General features: G+C 54.1%; 18 protein-coding genes and 1 pseudogene. 9 read left to right on the forward strand and 10 right to left on the reverse strand.

Features of this window, described 5'->3' with window-relative positions; translation table 11 throughout:
• Nucleotides 1–20: 20 nt before the first annotated feature.
• Nucleotides 21–866 carry an SDH family Clp fold serine proteinase gene (locus tag ACZ5ER_RS11485; protein WP_050001926.1) on the reverse strand — a complete coding sequence of 282 codons (846 nt, stop codon included), beginning with the start codon at nt 864–866 and terminating at the stop codon, nt 21–23.
• A 122-nt stretch (nt 867–988) separates the two neighbouring features.
• Here ACZ5ER_RS11485 and ACZ5ER_RS11490 point away from each other — a divergent pair, with 122 nt between their 5' ends.
• Nucleotides 989–1,417: a DUF356 domain-containing protein gene (locus tag ACZ5ER_RS11490; RefSeq protein ID WP_050001927.1), complete on the forward strand. Its 429-nt coding sequence runs from the start codon at nt 989–991 to the stop codon at nt 1,415–1,417.
• 3 nt (nt 1,418–1,420) lie between these two features.
• On the opposite strand, the gene ACZ5ER_RS11495 is transcribed toward ACZ5ER_RS11490, so the two are convergent.
• The gene (locus tag ACZ5ER_RS11495) at nt 1,421–1,954 is read right to left on the reverse strand and encodes a multiprotein bridging factor aMBF1 (RefSeq protein ID WP_050001928.1); all 534 of its coding nucleotides are present in this window, start codon (nt 1,952–1,954) and stop codon (nt 1,421–1,423) included.
• Nucleotides 1,955–2,025: 71 nt separating this feature from the next.
• Here ACZ5ER_RS11495 and ACZ5ER_RS11500 point away from each other — a divergent pair, with 71 nt between their 5' ends.
• Together ACZ5ER_RS11500 and ACZ5ER_RS11505 are read left to right on the forward strand one after the other, a co-directional pair.
• The gene (locus ACZ5ER_RS11500; RefSeq protein ID WP_464934504.1) at nt 2,026–2,505 is read left to right on the forward strand and encodes a GNAT family N-acetyltransferase; all 480 of its coding nucleotides are present in this window, start codon (nt 2,026–2,028) and stop codon (nt 2,503–2,505) included.
• A gap of 38 nt (nt 2,506–2,543) precedes the next feature.
• Nucleotides 2,544–2,834: a hypothetical protein gene (locus tag ACZ5ER_RS11505; protein ID WP_050001930.1), complete on the forward strand. Its 291-nt coding sequence runs from the start codon at nt 2,544–2,546 to the stop codon at nt 2,832–2,834.
• A 121-nt stretch (nt 2,835–2,955) separates the two neighbouring features.
• On the opposite strand, the gene ACZ5ER_RS11510 is transcribed toward ACZ5ER_RS11505, so the two are convergent.
• The 3 genes from ACZ5ER_RS11510 to ACZ5ER_RS11520 are packed head-to-tail and all read right to left on the reverse strand — an operon-like array spanning nt 2,956 to nt 5,586.
• Nucleotides 2,956–3,360 (reverse strand): Zn-ribbon domain-containing OB-fold protein, encoded by a 405-nt coding sequence (locus ACZ5ER_RS11510; protein WP_464934505.1) that lies wholly within the window; start codon nt 3,358–3,360, stop codon nt 2,956–2,958.
• Between the two features lie 2 nt (nt 3,361–3,362).
• Nucleotides 3,363–4,523, reverse strand: a complete 1,161-nt coding sequence (locus ACZ5ER_RS11515; RefSeq protein WP_464934507.1) for a thiolase domain-containing protein — start codon at nt 4,521–4,523, stop codon at nt 3,363–3,365.
• A 10-nt stretch (nt 4,524–4,533) separates the two neighbouring features.
• Nucleotides 4,534–5,586 carry a hydroxymethylglutaryl-CoA synthase gene (locus ACZ5ER_RS11520; protein ID WP_464935222.1) on the reverse strand — a complete coding sequence of 351 codons (1,053 nt, stop codon included), beginning with the start codon at nt 5,584–5,586 and terminating at the stop codon, nt 4,534–4,536.
• Nucleotides 5,587–5,734: 148 nt separating this feature from the next.
• Here ACZ5ER_RS11520 and ACZ5ER_RS11525 point away from each other — a divergent pair, with 148 nt between their 5' ends.
• On the forward strand, nt 5,735–6,403 hold the full coding sequence (locus ACZ5ER_RS11525) for a TIGR00266 family protein (RefSeq protein ID WP_050001934.1): 669 nt from the start codon (nt 5,735–5,737) through the stop codon (nt 6,401–6,403).
• 55 nt (nt 6,404–6,458) lie between these two features.
• On the opposite strand, the gene ACZ5ER_RS11530 is transcribed toward ACZ5ER_RS11525, so the two are convergent.
• Together ACZ5ER_RS11530 and ACZ5ER_RS11535 are read right to left on the reverse strand one after the other, a co-directional pair.
• Nucleotides 6,459–7,139, reverse strand: coding sequence for a fibrillarin-like rRNA/tRNA 2'-O-methyltransferase (locus tag ACZ5ER_RS11530; protein WP_050001935.1), 681 nt, complete (start codon nt 7,137–7,139; stop codon nt 6,459–6,461).
• A gap of 5 nt (nt 7,140–7,144) precedes the next feature.
• Nucleotides 7,145–8,395, reverse strand: a complete 1,251-nt coding sequence (locus ACZ5ER_RS11535; protein ID WP_464935223.1) for a C/D box methylation guide ribonucleoprotein complex aNOP56 subunit — start codon at nt 8,393–8,395, stop codon at nt 7,145–7,147.
• Between the two features lie 116 nt (nt 8,396–8,511).
• Between ACZ5ER_RS11535 and ACZ5ER_RS11540 the strand changes: the two genes are divergently transcribed.
• Entirely contained in the window at nt 8,512–9,555 is a 1,044-nt protein-coding gene (locus ACZ5ER_RS11540) for an AAA family ATPase (RefSeq protein WP_464934508.1), read from the forward strand.
• A gap of 5 nt (nt 9,556–9,560) precedes the next feature.
• Nucleotides 9,561–10,025 carry a hypothetical protein gene (locus ACZ5ER_RS11545; protein WP_464934509.1) on the forward strand — a complete coding sequence of 155 codons (465 nt, stop codon included), beginning with the start codon at nt 9,561–9,563 and terminating at the stop codon, nt 10,023–10,025.
• Nucleotides 10,026–10,062: 37 nt separating this feature from the next.
• Here the strand turns inward: ACZ5ER_RS11545 and ACZ5ER_RS11550 are convergent, their stop codons facing one another.
• Entirely contained in the window at nt 10,063–11,031 is a 969-nt protein-coding gene (locus ACZ5ER_RS11550; protein WP_050001939.1) for a ribose 1,5-bisphosphate isomerase, read from the reverse strand.
• Nucleotides 11,032–11,303: 272 nt separating this feature from the next.
• Between ACZ5ER_RS11550 and ACZ5ER_RS11555 the strand changes: the two genes are divergently transcribed.
• A complete protein-coding gene (locus ACZ5ER_RS11555) occupies nt 11,304–12,560 on the forward strand; it encodes an aminotransferase-like domain-containing protein (protein ID WP_464934510.1) in 1,257 nt (418 codons plus the stop codon).
• A 55-nt stretch (nt 12,561–12,615) separates the two neighbouring features.
• On the forward strand, nt 12,616–13,455 hold the full coding sequence (locus tag ACZ5ER_RS11560) for a gamma-glutamyl-gamma-aminobutyrate hydrolase family protein (protein ID WP_464934511.1): 840 nt from the start codon (nt 12,616–12,618) through the stop codon (nt 13,453–13,455).
• Here ACZ5ER_RS11560 and ACZ5ER_RS11565 read toward each other — a convergent pair.
• Nucleotides 13,385–14,224, reverse strand: a complete 840-nt coding sequence (locus ACZ5ER_RS11565; protein ID WP_464934512.1) for an SPL family radical SAM protein — start codon at nt 14,222–14,224, stop codon at nt 13,385–13,387. The genes ACZ5ER_RS11560 and ACZ5ER_RS11565 overlap by 71 nt on opposite strands.
• A 56-nt stretch (nt 14,225–14,280) precedes the next feature.
• Here ACZ5ER_RS11565 and ACZ5ER_RS11570 point away from each other — a divergent pair, with 56 nt between their 5' ends.
• On the forward strand, nt 14,281–14,691 hold the full coding sequence (locus tag ACZ5ER_RS11570; protein WP_464934513.1) for an OsmC family protein: 411 nt from the start codon (nt 14,281–14,283) through the stop codon (nt 14,689–14,691).
• 33 nt (nt 14,692–14,724) lie between these two features.
• Here ACZ5ER_RS11570 and ACZ5ER_RS11575 read toward each other — a convergent pair.
• Nucleotides 14,725–16,038 (reverse strand): annotated as a pseudogene (locus ACZ5ER_RS11575) (RNA-guided endonuclease InsQ/TnpB family protein).
• Between the last annotated feature and the right edge of the window lie 113 nt (nt 16,039–16,151).

Genomic DNA, 16,151 nt, shown 5'->3' on the forward strand with positions numbered 1-16,151 from the left:
AGATTCAAAAAATAAAGGGCTCACTTGCCACTGCCCTCCTGCTTAACGGGGTAGGGCATGAACTCTACCGTCCCTCTCTGCCTGATGGGCTGTTTGTAGAGCTCCATCAGCGCGTAGACTTCTTCAGGCACGTCCGTCTCCACGTGAAGTCCGAGCTCCTTAGCCTGCTCGTAGGTTATTGGATAGTCGTGCGTCCACCTACCCTCGGTGAGTATCTGGGCGAGTTCCCTCGCCTTCTCCTCTCCATACCTGTCCTTGAGCAGGTAGAACACGAAGTCCCGCACCTGTTTTATGGCCTTCTCGGCAACGTCTGCAAGGATAAGTGTCTGATCGTCTACCTTGTCTGCACCTTTCTTCTCAACGGCTCTGATGATGCTCGGGGCCGGATATTGTCCCAGCTGGGGGTCAACCGGCCCAAGAACGGCGTGTGGATCCATTATTATCTTGTCGGCGGCGAGTGCTATCAGCGTGCCACCGCTCATGGCGTAGTGGGGGATTATAACGCGCGTCTCGGCAGGGTGGTCTTTCAATGCCCTTGCTATCTGGGTGGCGGCAAGAACGAGACCGCCGGGCGTGTGGATTATAAGGTCTATTGGCTTGTCCTTCGGTGCCGCCCTTATCGCCCTGAGGACTTCCTCACTGTCCTCGACACTGATGAACTTATAAACGGGGATTCCAAAGAGCCCTATACTCTCCTGCCTGTGTATCATGGTTATGACCGTCGAACCGCGTTTTCTGGAAAGCTGCTGGAGCATTTTGGCCCTCGCTACCTGCAGCCCCCTGTACTGCATCTGCGGCCACAACAGCAGATACATGAAGAACAGCCACCACAGGAGCGAGCCGAAAAATCCGCTCAGCGGATCCATAGCCTTCACCTCACTGGTTTTGACACTGTCTTTACGCTTTTCCAATATTTAAAGACTTTGTAACTTTGTACGCAACAGGGCAGGTTTATAAGCAGTTCGTGCAACCCTCTCCAGGTGAGACTATGAGAAACACGATAGTGTTAGTTAGAACGGACAACTTTCAGAAGGCGAGTATTGCGCTGGCCGACCTCGTGAGATACGGTGGCATGAAGATTCGCGGTGACCCGAGAATCATACCCCCCGCGCTCTCTGACTGGGCCTTTGAGAAGATAAGCGGCGAGAAGCCGAGGAAGCGCTTTAAGGCCCACGTCGTTGCCCAGATTGACCTCCCCCCAAGGAAGGCCATCGGCAGGCTGATGGACATCCACCCGCCTGCCCATGTGTTGGTAATACCACCGGACACAGAGGTCTGGGAAGAGCTCATGCGCCTGTGGGGCACCTTCGAGAAGCTCAGGGGCTTCCACCCGCCGAAGAAGACTAAAGCCGAGGAAGTCAAGAGAAAGGCCGAGAAGCGGAAGGAAAAGGAAGAGTGGGAGTTCGAGGAGCTTTAGTTTTCACTTCTTCCTCTTCCTTATCCTGATGTTGGCGATGTCCCCGAGGGTCGGTTCGTAGTCCTTGGGGATAACCTTCTTCTCAGTTATCTCTTCTCCGCTGGTCTCGATGAGCGTTATTTTGAAGTACTTCTCAAGCTTCCGGGCCTCCTTAATGGTTGGCTCACGGTAGCCGTGCGCTATGGCTCTCAAATCGTTCACCGAAAGTCCAATCTCGTGGGACAGCTCCTCGTAGCTCTTGCCGGAGCGCTGTATTGCCTTGTAGACCCTTTCGGCGAAGTCCTCCACTATTTCCTCGGTGTAGAGCGGTCTCTCGCGGTAGGGTTTCGGCTCCCTCTTCGGCCTTGGGGCTGGGGCTACCCTTCTCCTCGGCTCCCTTCCCGTGGGCATTATGCTGAAGCCGGACTTCTTCCTTCCGTATTTCTCATAACAGCGGTCGCAGACGAGAACCTCGGCACCTTCGAGCCTTATCCTGTGGCCGGGACCCTTTATTGGGGCCCCACAGATCTCGCAGTAGCGGGGCTTGGCCTTGCTCATAGCTACCACCTTCTTGCTCCACTAAAGGCTTGGGGGTCAGGCTTTTTAAATCCCACCCATAATTTAAACTGATGACAGAGAGGGAAGAAGTAAAGATAGAGAAGCTTCAGAAGCTCGACCAGAGCACTCTGGAACGGCTCGTTGAGATATACATGCGGGGCTATGAGGGAATGCGCGAGTACGGCGGTGAAGGGGAGAGCTACGCGAAGCGCTACCTCCGCTGGTGCTGGGGCAAGGCTAGGGATGGCTTTTTTGTTGCAAAGGTCGGCGACGAAATAGCGGGCTTCATAGTCTGCGACAACGACTGGTATAGCAAGTACGAGGGCAGAACCGTCGGGGCAATCCACGAGTTCGTCGTTGATAAAAAGTTCCAGGGGAAGGGGATAGGTCACAAGCTGATGAAAAAGTGCCTCGAATATCTCAGCGGAAAAGATATTGAGCTCTGGGTCGGCGAGAAGAACGAGCGGGCAAAGAGGTTTTACGAGGAGTACGGTTTCAGAGAGGTCGGAAAGCACGGCATCTGGGTGAGGATGGTTAGAAGGAAAAGGTGATAAGTGAGTAAGGAAAAGTGGTTTTATCGGTGGTTGCAATGCCGTGCATTCATCCGCCAAGTCCCGACAAGGTGAGGAACATGAAAGAGGAGAGCTTCATTAGAGATGGGAAAGGAAAGCTCAGGGTCACGATAGAAGGAAGTGAAACCCTCGAAACGACGATGAGCGGAAGGCTGAAGAGCGTTGAAGAAGTCGCGGAGATGCTCGGCGTCGAGGTCAAGGACGGGAAGATAGACGCGGTAGTTGACGGCGTGAAGGTCAGGATGGAGAAAGGAAAGCTTGAGCTTGAGTTCGAGAACGGGGACAAGATGAAGATTGAAAAGGCATGACGGCCTCTGCTTCTTTTTGATTTGCTTGGCCGACGGCACACTGGGATACAACAATCCTTCTAAAACCCGAGAACAGGAAAACAAAAGAGGAGTAGAGTATTAAAAGGGCGAAAAGCGCCCCTCACTTCACTGGAGGCCTGAACTTGTAGCCGTAGAGGATAATTCCGTCCTCCTCGAACTCCCTTATCTTCTTGGTGACGACCTCGACCTCCATACCAAAGTCTATCTCCTCCGGGTCAACGTCGGTCAGCTGGGCGAGGACTATCGGGCCCTCCTCGAGCTGGACAAGGGCAAGCGGGTAGGGCTTGTAGTACTCGAACCCGCTCGGTGGGTTCCTCACTATCGTCCAGCTGATGACCTTGCCCTTTCCGCTGAACTCGTATTCCTCAACGTTTCTTGAGCCACATACGGGGCAAACCTGCCTGTGCGGGAAGAAGACGTGGCCGTTCTCACACTTTCCACCTATGAGGCGGTACTTCTCGCGGAAGTGCCTCCAGTAGCGGGAAACCTGCATCGGGCGGCTCATTTTCACACCCTCCTGAATATGCTAACGGTTATGTTCGAGCCGGTTCCACCGATGTTCTGGGTGAGGCCAACCTCAGCGTCGGGAACCTGGCTTGGCGCCTCACCGCGCAGCTGGAGCACTGCTTCGACCGTCTGATAAACGCCGGTGGCTCCAACCGGGTGGCCCCTCGCTTTTAGTCCGCCCATCGTCTGTATCGGGTAGTCCGCGTCAATCGCTATCTGTCCTTCCCTGGCGAGCTTTGCCCCCTCACCCTTCTTCGCGACGCCGAGGGCTTCCAGGCTGAGTGCGGCCATGATAGTGAAGGCGTCGTGAACCTCAAAGAAGTCGATGTCCTTCGGCTCGACGCCGGCCATCTTGTAGGCCCTCTCGGCGGCAATCTTTGCGGCCTTGAGGGTGAGCAAATCTTCCCTGTTGGCGAGGTTAATTGTGTCTATCGCCCTTCCCATTCCAGCAACTTCGACCCACTTCTCCTTCGGGACGCCGAGCTCCTCCGCCTTCTCGGGCGTGGTGATTATGACGGCGGCGGCACCGTCGCAGACCGGCGAGGCGTCGAAGAGCTTGAGCGGGTCGGCTATGTAGGGGCTCTTGAGGACGGTCTCAACCTTAATCGGGCGCTTAAACATCGCATAGGGGTTCTTGGCTCCGTTGGCGTGAGCGTTGACGGCGAAGAGCGCAAGGTCTTCCTCGGTGTAGCCGTAGGTCTTCATGTAGTAGCGCATCACGAGCGCGTTGAGGGCGACGAAGCTCGCCCCGTGGAAGAGCTCCCACTCGGCATCCGCCGCGTATCCGAGGTACCTGGTGGTGTCGCTCGGCCAGGCGTCGGTCATCTTTTCAACGCCGACGACAGCGACTACGTCTTCGAGACCGCTGAGGACGGCCTTAACACCCTCCTGAACGGCGGCACCGCCAGATGCACAGGCAGCCTCGATTTTAACCGCGGGGATGTTCCCGAGGCCGGCCCAGTCAGCTATGAGCGCACCGAGGTTCTCCTGCTCCACAAGGGGGCCGGATATCATGTTTCCGACGTAGAGGGAGTCAACCTTGTCAATCCCGGCGTCGTCCATCGCGTTGAGGAGCGCCTCGACTGCGAGGTCCCTAAGCCCGAGCTTCCAGTGCTCACCAACCGGGGTCATACCGGCACCGATTATGACTGCCTTCCTCATCTCGACCACCTCACACTATGTACTTCCTCCTCGCCTTCGCGTAGAGGGCGTAGTCGATGTACTTCTTCCTGTTCACGTAGTCCATGGTCTTTGGAGCTAGGTCGCGCTTCTCCTCAATGGCGTCCTGAACGACGATGCTGAAGGCGTCACTTCCAGCGCCAGAACCGAAGGAGACCCACAGAATCCTGTCGCCGGGCTTGGCTATGTCGAGAACCGCTGAAACGCCGACCATAGTGGCACCACTGTAGGTGTTTCCAATCTTGCCGGTGAGCAGGCCGGGGAGAACCTTCTCCTTTGGGATTCCAAGGATTTTCGCGACGGTGAGCGGGAACTTGACGTTCGGCTGGTGGAAGACGGCGTAGTCGAAGTCGTTGACTGTAAGGCCAAGCTCCTCCATGAGGGTCTTGGCCGCGTTGATTATGTGGTGGAAGTAAGCAGGCTCACCGGTGAAGCGGTTTCCGTGCCTCGGGTAGTGCTCGTGCTGGCGCCTCCAGAAGTCTGGTGTGTCCGTAACGTAGGAGTAGCTTCCCTCGAAGTAGGCAACCGTCTCGGAGCTCTTGGGACCAACTATGAAGGCGGCACCTCCGGCTCCGGCAGTGAACTCAAGGTGGTCTCCCGGCCTTCCCTGGGCGGTGTCGGCACCGATGGCCATCGCGTAGTCGGCCATCTCTGAACCTACGAAGCTGATGGCAGTCTGCAAAGCCTCGGTTCCGGCCTTACAGGCGAACTCGAAGTCGGCCGTGCTGACGTCTGGCGTTGCTCCGATTGCCTCGGCTATAACCGTTCCGGTCGGCTTTACCGCGTAGGGCTTGCTCTCCGAGCCGAACCAGACCGCCCTTATGAGCTTGGGGTCAATGCCTGCCCTCTTGAGAGCGTTTCTGGCGGCTTCGAGCCCTATGGTGAGCGCGTCCTCGTCGAGGCCGGGAACGGCCTTCTCCTCGATTGGAAAGCTCGAAACACCCCAGACCCTTCCTATCTCCTCGGCCTTGATTCTATACACCGGAACGTAGGCACCGTAGCCGACGATGCCCACTTCCCTCTTCGGCTTCAGAAGTTTCCTCATGGGCATCACCTACAAACGCTTGAACGTGACTTCGCCAAAGGTTAAATAGGGCCTTATAAAAGCCTTTCGGTGAAAGTAAAAGGAGTTTTCGGCAATCAGCGATAGAAACCGCTATATACCACTGGACAAAATTAAAACTGGTGATTGCATGAAGTACGAAATTAAACACCGGCCGAGCTTCTCGGTGCTTGAGGTTGAGCTCAACACTGGAGAGAGCATTCAGGCCGAGAGCGGGGCCATGGTCTATATGAGCCCCACGATAAAGCTCGAGACGAAAGCAAAAGGTGGCATCTTTGGGGCGCTGAAGCGCTCAATGCTCGGCGGCGAGAGCTTCTTCATAAACACGTTCCGTGCCGAAGGAGGGCCCGGAACCGTGGGGCTTGCCCCACCGTATCCTGGAGACATTGAGGCCTTTGAGCTCGATGGAACGCTCTACGCACAGAGCGGTGCCTTTCTAGCCAGCAGTGAGGGGATAAGTATAGACACGAAATGGGGAGGGGCGAAAACGTTCTTCGGCAGGGAAGGACTGTTCCTCCTCAAAATGAGCGGAAGGGGACTGGTATTCCTCTCAAGCTTTGGGGCCATAGTCAGAAAGGAGCTCCACAACGAGCGCTTTATCATAGACACAGGACACCTCGTGGCCTTCAGCGAGGGCCTGGACTTCACGGTGAAGCGGGTCGGCGGACTGAAGAGCACTCTCCTCAGCGGAGAAGGGCTTGTTGCCGAGTTCTACGGCACCGGGACTCTGTACATACAGACGAGGAGTATGGACGGTTTCCTGAGCTGGATAATCCCGAACCTGCCAAAAAGGGATTGATGCTCCGATTTTCTTTTCAAAATTTAAAGGGCCTAAAAGTTCAAAAAGGAAAGCCTCAAGGCTTCCTCACTACGAACAGCGCGTGGTCTTTCTCGTAGGGCTCAAGGGAAAGCCTCTCGACGACCTCAAAGTAGCTCGCGAGCTCCCTCTCAACCTCCTTGAAGACCTGCTCCGGCTCCTTGGTGACGTCAATGCTCCTGCTCTTGACCGAAATCATGCCGTAGCCGCCGCTCTTGAGGAACACCTTGGCGTTGTCGATGAGGATTTTCGCCTGAGTCGGCTGGGCAACGTCCTCGAAGATGACGTCAACTTTTGGAACGAGTGCGCGGTAGCCTTCGGGCTTGGTAGCATCGCCGAGTATCGGGACGATGTTCCTCCTATCCTCGACTATCGGGACGAGCTCCCTGAGAACCCTCGGCGAGAACTCGACGCCGAATATCTTGCCCTCCCAGCCAACGATGTCGCTGACGTGGGAAGCGGTGGTTCCGCTCGCTATTCCGAGGTAGAGCACCGTTGAGCCGGGCTTAATCGGAAAGTTCTTGAGGCCGTTGAGTATTGCCGCACCGAGCTTTGAACGGCTCGGGTTCCAAATCCTGTACTCCCCGCCCTCGAACTTGATAACCCTCTCCCCGTAAACCCTCTGGCCGGGGACGAGGTTCTTGGTGGCTATCTTCTCACTCCCGTCGTCGTCAATGACTATGTAAACGCCCGGGAACCTGTGCTTCTTAACCTTCATCTACCTCACCTCTTGCCCTTCTTTTTCTTCTTACCCTTCTTATCGGGCTTGCCCTTACCCTTCTTCTCCTTCCTGCCCTTCTTGTCCTTGCCCTTGAACTTCTTCTTTTTCTTCTTTTCCGGCTTGGCCTTCCTCTTGGGCGGGTTCGGGTACTTCTCCTTGATTTCCTTGATTCTCTGCTCAAGCTCCTTCTTGAGCTCCTCACCGATGTATTCGCCGGAGAAGTAGTCAACACGCGCCGCTATGGCCAGCTTTCCAGCCAATGCCCTCGCAATCTTACCCCTCTGCCACCACGGTGAGCGGTTTATGGCCGGATACTGGAAGATGACGCCGTGCTTGGGCGGCTTGGCACCAGTTCTCAGGTGCCTGAAGAGGGCCTTCTCGGCTCCAAGAACCTGTATCGTCGAGGCGGGCATCATGGCGAGCTCCTTAAGGCCTCCAGCGAGGCTCATCAAGCGAGCGGCAAGCTTTGCACCGACGAGGGCCTTCAGGTTTGGAGCCACCTCGTCCATCGCTGTCTCAAGGTAGTCCTCAATCTGCTCCCTCAGCTTGTAGAGGTCGGAAATCTCGCTGGCGAGCTTCCTTATGATTTCGCTGTCGAACTTGCCGAGCGGTGCTCCCATGGACTTCTCGGCCGCTTTGAGAATTTTCTCAACCTTGCCCTCCGAGAAGCCGAGCTTTTCAAGCTTCTCCCTGCTCACGTTCTCCCTCGGGCCAATTTCCTTGACGAAGGCAACGTACTGCGGGTGCTTGGGCAGGAGCTCGTCGAGCTCGGGGAAGTGGAGGCCGTACCACTCCCTCAGCCTCGAAACGAGCAGGTTAATGACCTTGTCAATGTCATCGAGCGCCTCGATGGCCTGTATAATCATCTTATCGCGCGCACCGCTCTGCTCCTGTATGCGGAGCCTCGTTAATGCAACGCCAACGGTGTAGTACTCGTCAAACCAGTTATCGCCGAGGAACTCTTCCGGGCTTGAGCGGAGCTTTTCTCCCGCAAGGTTCGGGAACTCAGCTGTTGCGTTGTAGCCGAGCTCCTTGAGCTTTCTGCTCAGCTCGGTGTCCTCCACGATGAACTCTTCGTAGCCCTCTCCCTTCAGCCCGTCGAGGAGGGCAATCAGCTCGTCGCTCGGCTCTCCCTTCAGGAGCCTGTCGAGGCTTGTCTCTGGCTTTCCGTTGAAGGGTTTACTCGCGATGAGCTTCCCGCTCTCGTCGAAGGCGTAAATGCCCCTGACGTTCTCGGCAATGTAAACTTTCATCATCATCACCTTCCAAGTTTTTGTTTCTGGGGTATAAAAAGGGTTGCTCGTTTTAAATCCTTGCGGGCAAATTCTTAAATAACTTTGGGCCCATATAAAAGCGCGGGGGAAAGATTATGCTCACTAAGCTCACCATTGAGAACTACAAATCAATAGAACGAGCCGAGCTCGACTTCTCGAAAATAAACCTGCTTATCGGGCCGAATGGGAGCGGTAAAAGCTCTGTGCTTGAGAGTGCGGAAATCATGGGGTTTACAAAGAAGTACGTGTCTTCAATAGCCACTCACGTATCCAACAACAGGATTATCGAAAAACTTGAAAGCATGGCATTTTTTGGCAATCTTGTTTATAATCATGAAACCAACAGAGAGATCCTGATATCAGGAGAATTCGAAAATTCCATCATTTCCACTATCGAGGTCAGACTAGCTCTAGAACAGGGAGAAAGAAAGATTATTACACAGGCGTCTTTAAAATCCTCTGTCGACGTTGAGATTTCACGTATCCTCCACATACTGAAGGCGAATCGGAAAATTGAACGACGCTTACATGGTGTTACCGGCAATACATACAATATTGATACGACCAATGCACACCAACTCTTTTACTACGCCTGCTACCGCACCGAGTTTAAGGAGAACATCAAAATGATACGGGAGTTCTACTCCCGCTACGGTCTTCATGATGTTAGATGGGTCCCCACTGAAAGACAGAACGAATACGAAATCATAGCAACAACATCGGAAGGGGTTGATGTAAATCTCGCCGATGCGGGAGCCGGTTTGGCGGCTCTGTTCCCGATAGTCGTTGCCCTCTCGTTTTATCCGAAAGGAAGCACGGTCTTTATAGAACACCCAGAGATGCATCTCCACCCCAAACTCCAGTACGAGCTCGCCGAGTTTCTCTTAATGGTATCCGAGAAAAGAAACCACCAGCTGATAATCGAGACCCACTCGGAGCACCTCCTCTACGGCCTGCTGAACGCTGTTTCTGGAAAGCGCCTGAAGCCAGACGAACTTACCATATATTCCACGAGGAAGGAGAACGGAAAGTCAGTATTTGAAAAAATGAGAGTCCACAAAGACGGAAGCCTCGAAGGGAACCTTTCTGACTTCCTTGAAGCAGACATTGATGCATTCCTTGACTGGCTCAAGGCGTGATTAAAATGCTGATCGTGGCAGTTGTAGATACCAATGTGCTTAGATACGCCCTTGAGGCCGAGAAAAACATCCGCTCAGACAAGGAGACAATGACCGCTTATGAGGTTCTTATCAAACTCCTCAGCAGTGATACTGTGATTCTCGTACTCAACGAAGAGACTGCGAAAGAATACTCCAGACACATTGAGGCCGTCAGGCAGAAGATTCGGCGAAAAAGAATCTACCCCCAATTCTTCTCGCTGTTGAGGATAATCAAAGCGAAGTCCAAAAAGGTACCCGTTGAAGTGCACGAGTTCACTATCAAGGGAGAACCCGTTGGAAGAAAAGACCTCCACCTCCTAAACTCCGCCAAGACAGGGGCACTGAAATTCAACACCAAAAAAGCGCTTGTCCTAGTTTGCACAAGATGTTTACCGCGGAAAAGAAGCAAGAAAACGGAGAGGGTGTGGTTATATACCTGCTCAATTTAAGAAACGAAAACGAAAGAAAAATGCTTGAAGAGCTCCTTTAATCCTCCCAGGGTTCGGTGTACTTGAGGGCCCAGCCGAACTCCTCCTTGAGGATGTCTATGGCCGCGCTCGGCGGGATTACACCGCGCTCGGTGATGATGACGTCAACGTACTCCGGCGGGGTAACGTCGAAGGCCGGGTTCCAGACCTCGATGTTCTTCGGCCAGGTCTCAAGCTCCTCTCTCGGGATTACCTCGTAGGGGTCGCGCATCTCTATCTCGACCAGCTGGCCGAGCATTGTCTCGGGGTGGAACTTGTAGGTTTCAGCGGCAATCATCGTCCAGACGCGGTGCTCCTTTGCAGTGAGCGCTATCAGGGCCGTTCCAATCTTGTTTATCACCGCGCCGTTGACCGTTATGCTGTCGGCTCCCATGACGACCTTGTCGGTCATCTTCATGTAGTGCCTCGCCGCGCTGTCGACGACATAGATAACTGGAATGCCATAGCTGGCAAGCTCCTTGGCGGTAATCTTGCCCTGCCACTTGGGCCTCGTCTCGGTGACGATGACCTTTATGTCCTTGCCCTGCTCCCATGCGGTCTTCATGACGCTTATTGCCGCTTTGCTGTGGCAGTGGGTCATTATGACGTCGCCGTCCTCTATGCGCTTCGCACCGATTTCGCCTATCCTTTTGACGGCGTTCTCGGAGTTGTGGATGAACTCCTTGGCGGCGTTGATGACAACAAAGCGGAGCTGGTCAAGGTCGGCGCCGCTCGAATATGCTATCCTGCCCCTGTGCATCACATAACGGAGCGCGTTGGGGAGGGAAACAGCTGTGGGCCTCGTCTCGAAGAGTATCTTCGCGGCCTGCTTCATCTCACTCCAGAACTCATCAACCGTCTTGGCACCGCTCTTCTCGGCCTGTATCTGAAGCGCGTAGGCCGCTGAACGGGCTATCTTTCCTGCACCGCGTATCTCCATGTTCTTTATCTTCTCCGCTATCTCCAGTACTTCCTTCACCACTGGCATCGTCGTCACCTCCGGGTAAACTCAGGTTTTGGAATGAGGGTTTATATTTTTTCTGAAGATTTTCTGAAAACAGCTTGAGATTATTGGAGACACCTTCCGGACATCAATGCGCCCAAAAGTCCTTAGATGACCTAAAATTTTCCCGAGAGGCGGTATTTACGTTTGTAAAGACAAAATCGGAGAGTTGGGAAAGGTTTATAATGAAAGACCAGAAGTTCTTAGTGTATAGAATTGGTGACGTGACCAAATCTGTTCATTAAGAGGTGGTTGATATGAGTGGAAAACCCGAAGGAAACCCCGCCCCTGGAACCCTTAACTTTGAGTTATTCTTCTCGGAGAAAGCCCTCCAGATGAAGGCTTCAGAGGTTAGGGAGCTCCTCAAGCTCGTCGAGACGAGCGACGTCATAAGCCTTGCCGGGGGTCTGCCGGCCCCGGAGACGTTCCCGGTTGAGATCATTAAGAAGATAACCCAGGAAGTCCTCACCCACCACGCTGATAAGGCTCTCCAGTACGGCACCACCCTCGGCTTCACACCGCTCCGCCTCACGCTCGCGGAGTGGATGGAGAAGCGCTACGGAATCCCCGCCAGCGACATCGAGGTTATGATCGTCTCCGGCAGCCAGCAGGCCCTCGACCTCATCGGAAGGGTCTTCATAAACCCGGGAGACATAGTCGCCGTCGAGGGGCCAACCTACCTCGCGGCCCTCAACGCCTTCAAGTACTATGACCCAGAGTTCCTCAGCATTCCCATGGACCACAACGGAATGAGGGTTGATATCCTTGAGGAGAAGCTGAAGGAGCTCAAGGCCGAGGGCAAGAGGGTCAAGTTCGTTTACACCGTCTCCACGTTCCAGAACCCCGCAGGAGTCACAATGAGCCTGGAGAGGAGGAAGCACCTCGTAGAGCTGGCTAAGGAGTACGACTTCCTCATCGTAGAAGACAACCCGTACAGCGAGCTCCGCTACTCAGGCGAGCCCATCCCGCCGATAAAGCACTTCGACGACGAGGGCAGGGTCTTCTACCTCGGTACGTTCTCAAAGATATTCGCCCCCGGCTTCAGGGTTGGCTGGATAGCCGCTCACCCGCACTTCATCAGGAAGCTTGAGATAGCCAAGCAGGCCGTTGACCTCTGTACCAACCCGTTCGGACAGGTCATCGCCTGGAAGTACGTCGCCGACGGCTACCTCGACGAGCACATCCCGAAGGTCATCGAGTTCTACAAGCCAAGACGCGATGCGATGCTCGAGGCCCTCGAAGAGTACATGCCCGAGGGCGTCGAGTGGACCAGGCCGGACGGAGGAATGTTCATCTGGGTTACCCTCCCAGAGGGCATAGACACCAAGCTCATGATGGAGAAGGCCGTCGCAAAGGGCGTCGCCTACGTCCCCGGCGAGGCGTTCTTCGCCCACCGCGACGTCAAGAACACGATGCGCCTGAACTTCACCTACGTGCCCGAAGAGAAGATACGCGAAGGCGTCAGGAGGCTCGCCGAGGTCATAGAAGAGGAAATCAAGGCCCTCGGGAAGTGAGGGGATAGGGAAAGCTTTTTACCCTCTTTTCTTTTCACACTTACTTGGTGGTGACATGAAGCCGCTGATAGCAATCATAGGTTCTCCTTGGAGCGAGTCAGTTTCCGCTGGAAGGGCCCATTTGAAACGCATCATCCAGGCGGGGGGCCTTCCCGCAGTGTTCAGCCCCGAAACAGACCCTGAAGACGTCATAGAAGTCGCAGATGGAATACTTCTCATTGAGGGCCCAGACGTCCACCCCAGGTTCTATGGGGAAGACCCCTCACCGAGCATCAGGGAAGTCGACGTTCTGCGGGACGAGTTTGAGATTGAGCTGGTGAAGCTCGCAACCCGGGCAAACATCCCCACACTCGGCGTTGGGAGAGGAATGCACGTCATAAACGTCGCCCTCGGCGGGACGCTTTACCAGGACATCTACGAAATTCCCAAGGCCATAAAGCACGACTGGAGGTTCGAATCAGTGGCCCCTGACCAGAGGCTTCACACAGTCAGGGTAAAGGCAGATTCCCACCTGTACGCCATTCTCCGCGGAGCCCTCAACATCGAGGGCACAAACGATGGGTGGACGTGGGTCAACAGCTTCCACCACCAGGCTGTCAAGAGGGTAGGCGAGGGCCTCAGGCAGGTCGCCTTTGCTGTTGATGGACTCATTGAGGCCATAGAGGCAACCGATGGCTTTGTTATTGGCGTCCAGTGGCAGCCCGAGCACCTCCCAGAGATGCTGGCCCTTTACAAGGCCCTCGTTGAAGCGTCCCTTAGGAAGCACGAGGAGAACAATGAGGTTATGAGGAGGGCCATTGAGGCGGAAATCCGCGAAGAGCTGGCTAAGGAACAAGATGAGAGCCATCACAGCTCGGAAGCGAGCGGTAGCCTTCTCGACACGAACCAAACGTGATGCCCCTTTCGGTTATTTTCCTTTCTGCCTCCCTGAGAATTCTGAAGCGGAGCTCCTTTGGGAGGTAATAGTAGCCACCTATTCTCTCTCCTTTCTCATAGAGGGGCCACAGCTTTTCCATCAGCTCGGGGAACTTGGCGAACATTCTCTTCTTTGAGTCCGGCCTGAGCTTAAGCGTCGAGACCGTTATGTGGCCCACAAAGCTCAGGGCATCGAGGGTCTCGTCGAAGTCCTCCCACGTGTAGAAAGGAATTATTGGGTCTATCCTCGCGTAAACTGGTATCCCGGCCTTCCTGGCTTTCCTAAGGGCCCGTATTCTGGCCTTCGGAGAGGGAGCGTTCGGTTCAAGGAGCCTGGCCTTACGCTCGTCAACGGTCGTCACCGTAACTCCGACCGCACAGCGGAGCTCGCTCAGTACGTCTATGTCGCGCTCAAAGATGTCTGACTTCGTCAGGAGGAGACAGCGGACGTCGTGGCGCCTGAACAGCTCAAGAACTTTCCGCGTTATCCCGAGCTCGCGCTCCACCGTCGGATACGGGTCGGAGGAGTAGGACAGGGCTATTATGTAACGTCTGTCGAACTTCCTCAGCTCCTTTTCCAGCTTGGGCAGAAGGCCCTCCTTCGTCCTGACGTGAAATGCCCTTGGGATGTAGCTGGTTATGTAGCAGTAGACGCAGGCGTGGTCGCAACCGGTGTAGACGTTGAGGGTGTACTTGAAGGGGCACGTGCAGAGCTCTGACTTCCAGGGGTCGAAGGGACGGATGTACATGGGAGAAAGTTGGGGAAGGGCTTTAAAAATCCAGACGTAATGGTTACGGTGATGGCATGAGCGTGAAAGGCCGCGTAAAGTGGGTCGAAGGGATGCAGTTCATCGGCTCAATAGAAGACGGAGGGTGCTCCATAGTCCTTGGAGAGGGCGGAATCAGCCCCATGAAGCTCCTGCTCCTCAGCGTCGCTGGCTGTACGGCCTACGACGTCATGATGATTCTCAAGAAGATGCGCGAGCCGATTGAAGGCCTGGAAGTCGAAATCTCGGGAGAGAGAAGGGAAGAACACCCAAGGGTCTACACAAAGGTTAACATCCACTACAGGATTTATGGTGACGTCAAGGAAGAAAAGGCGAGGCGTGCAATAGAGCTCAGCCAGGACAAGTACTGCTCCGCCTCGGCCCACATCAAGATGAGCGGTGCCGAGGTCACGTACTCCCTTGAGATAGTGCGGGGCGATGATGACTGACCTCCCCCCAGCCAAGGCGAGGGTTTCAACGGGTTAACCCCTCGCCACGGACGGAGAGGTTCGAGGGGGTTCTCATCAGGGAACCCGTTAGAGCGGGTTCTTTGAACCCCTCTGGCCGGGTCTCCGGCCAATTACCCCCCTCTGAGCGTAAAGACCGCTCAGATTCGGGGTTATGGTTTTCTTAACCTTCTTTAAAATGTTGAAGGCCCCAACTAAGTCCGCGTTAAAAACAAGCCCTTCTGCGGGACACTTAAACAAACCACGAACAAAACGAGCCCCTTCGTGGGGCTTCCCGCAGAGAGGGCACGTTTGAGAAGTGAAAGCCTCATCCACAACCACAACGCTAATACCATACTCCTCAGCAACCTCAGTTAAGCGTTTAATGACTGTATTGAACCGCCAAACGTGAGAGAGGATAAAATTCTGCTTACTGCCTTTGTCTGAATTCCTCGCTATTCCCTTTGGGTAGCCAACGACAATTCTTGAAACTCCCAAATCGTAAAGCTTCCTAACCGTTTGTCTTACCGCCGTGTTGATGTAGTGTCTCGCTTGAAGTTTAGCCTTCTCGTGCATTCTCCTGAGTTTCCTACTCGTCTTAGCTCCAGATTTATTGAGTTTTGACAGGCAATCGGCAATCCGCTTTTGCCAGTAGAAGTCAATACTCTTCAATGGTCTACCGTTTACGAGAAAGCTTTCACCGGTTTCCACATAAACAGCCATCAAATTGTTCACTCCCAAGTCAATGCCCGCTGAGAGGTTGCCTTTTAGATTTCTTGGAACTTTAACCCAAGAACTGCCTTCTAACTTCTCTTCAACGTTAAAACTAACGTGAGCATACCACTTCCGTCTTACTTCGTCATAAGTGATTTCTAAGCGTCCCTGCTTGCCCTTAAAGTGTATTCTGCCCTTGAACTGGACTTCCAGCTTTTTGAATTTGCCAAGGCCTTTTAGAATTAACTTATTCCCCTCAACCTTGTACTGGTCGTTCCGGAGAACGATTAATGGTTTTCTCCCCCCATCTTCCTTCAAGTAGTTTGGTGGTTTTGGCTTAAGCCAGTTGGGGAGTTCTCCGTTCCGCTTTTTCCGAAGGAGGGAGAAGAATGAACGCCACGCCTCAGCGTTCTTCCTCGCTATCTGCTGGACGGTTGCAGAGCCTATTTCACGCTTAAACTCCTCATAAACGGTTTTCTCAGTTTTATTGAAGTCCATGATTTGCCCTTGGAAGTATTGTTGGCGCCTCAAATAGTTTACTCGGTTCCAAGCTTTAGCTCCGAGCCCGGCTAACTCGGAAAGGGTTTTCCCTTGCTCTTTTGAGGGCTGGAGTTTAAGGGTTACTGCCCGCTTCATTTCAATTAATGGTATGAATTTTAGGATTTAAAATAGTTTTGCTTTCCTGTTTGATTGCTCGTCGGGTGGTTTACCGCATCCCCGCCGTGAACGGCGAGGCTTCCAAAAGAGAA

The sequence above is a fragment of the Thermococcus marinus genome, from assembly GCF_055389025.1.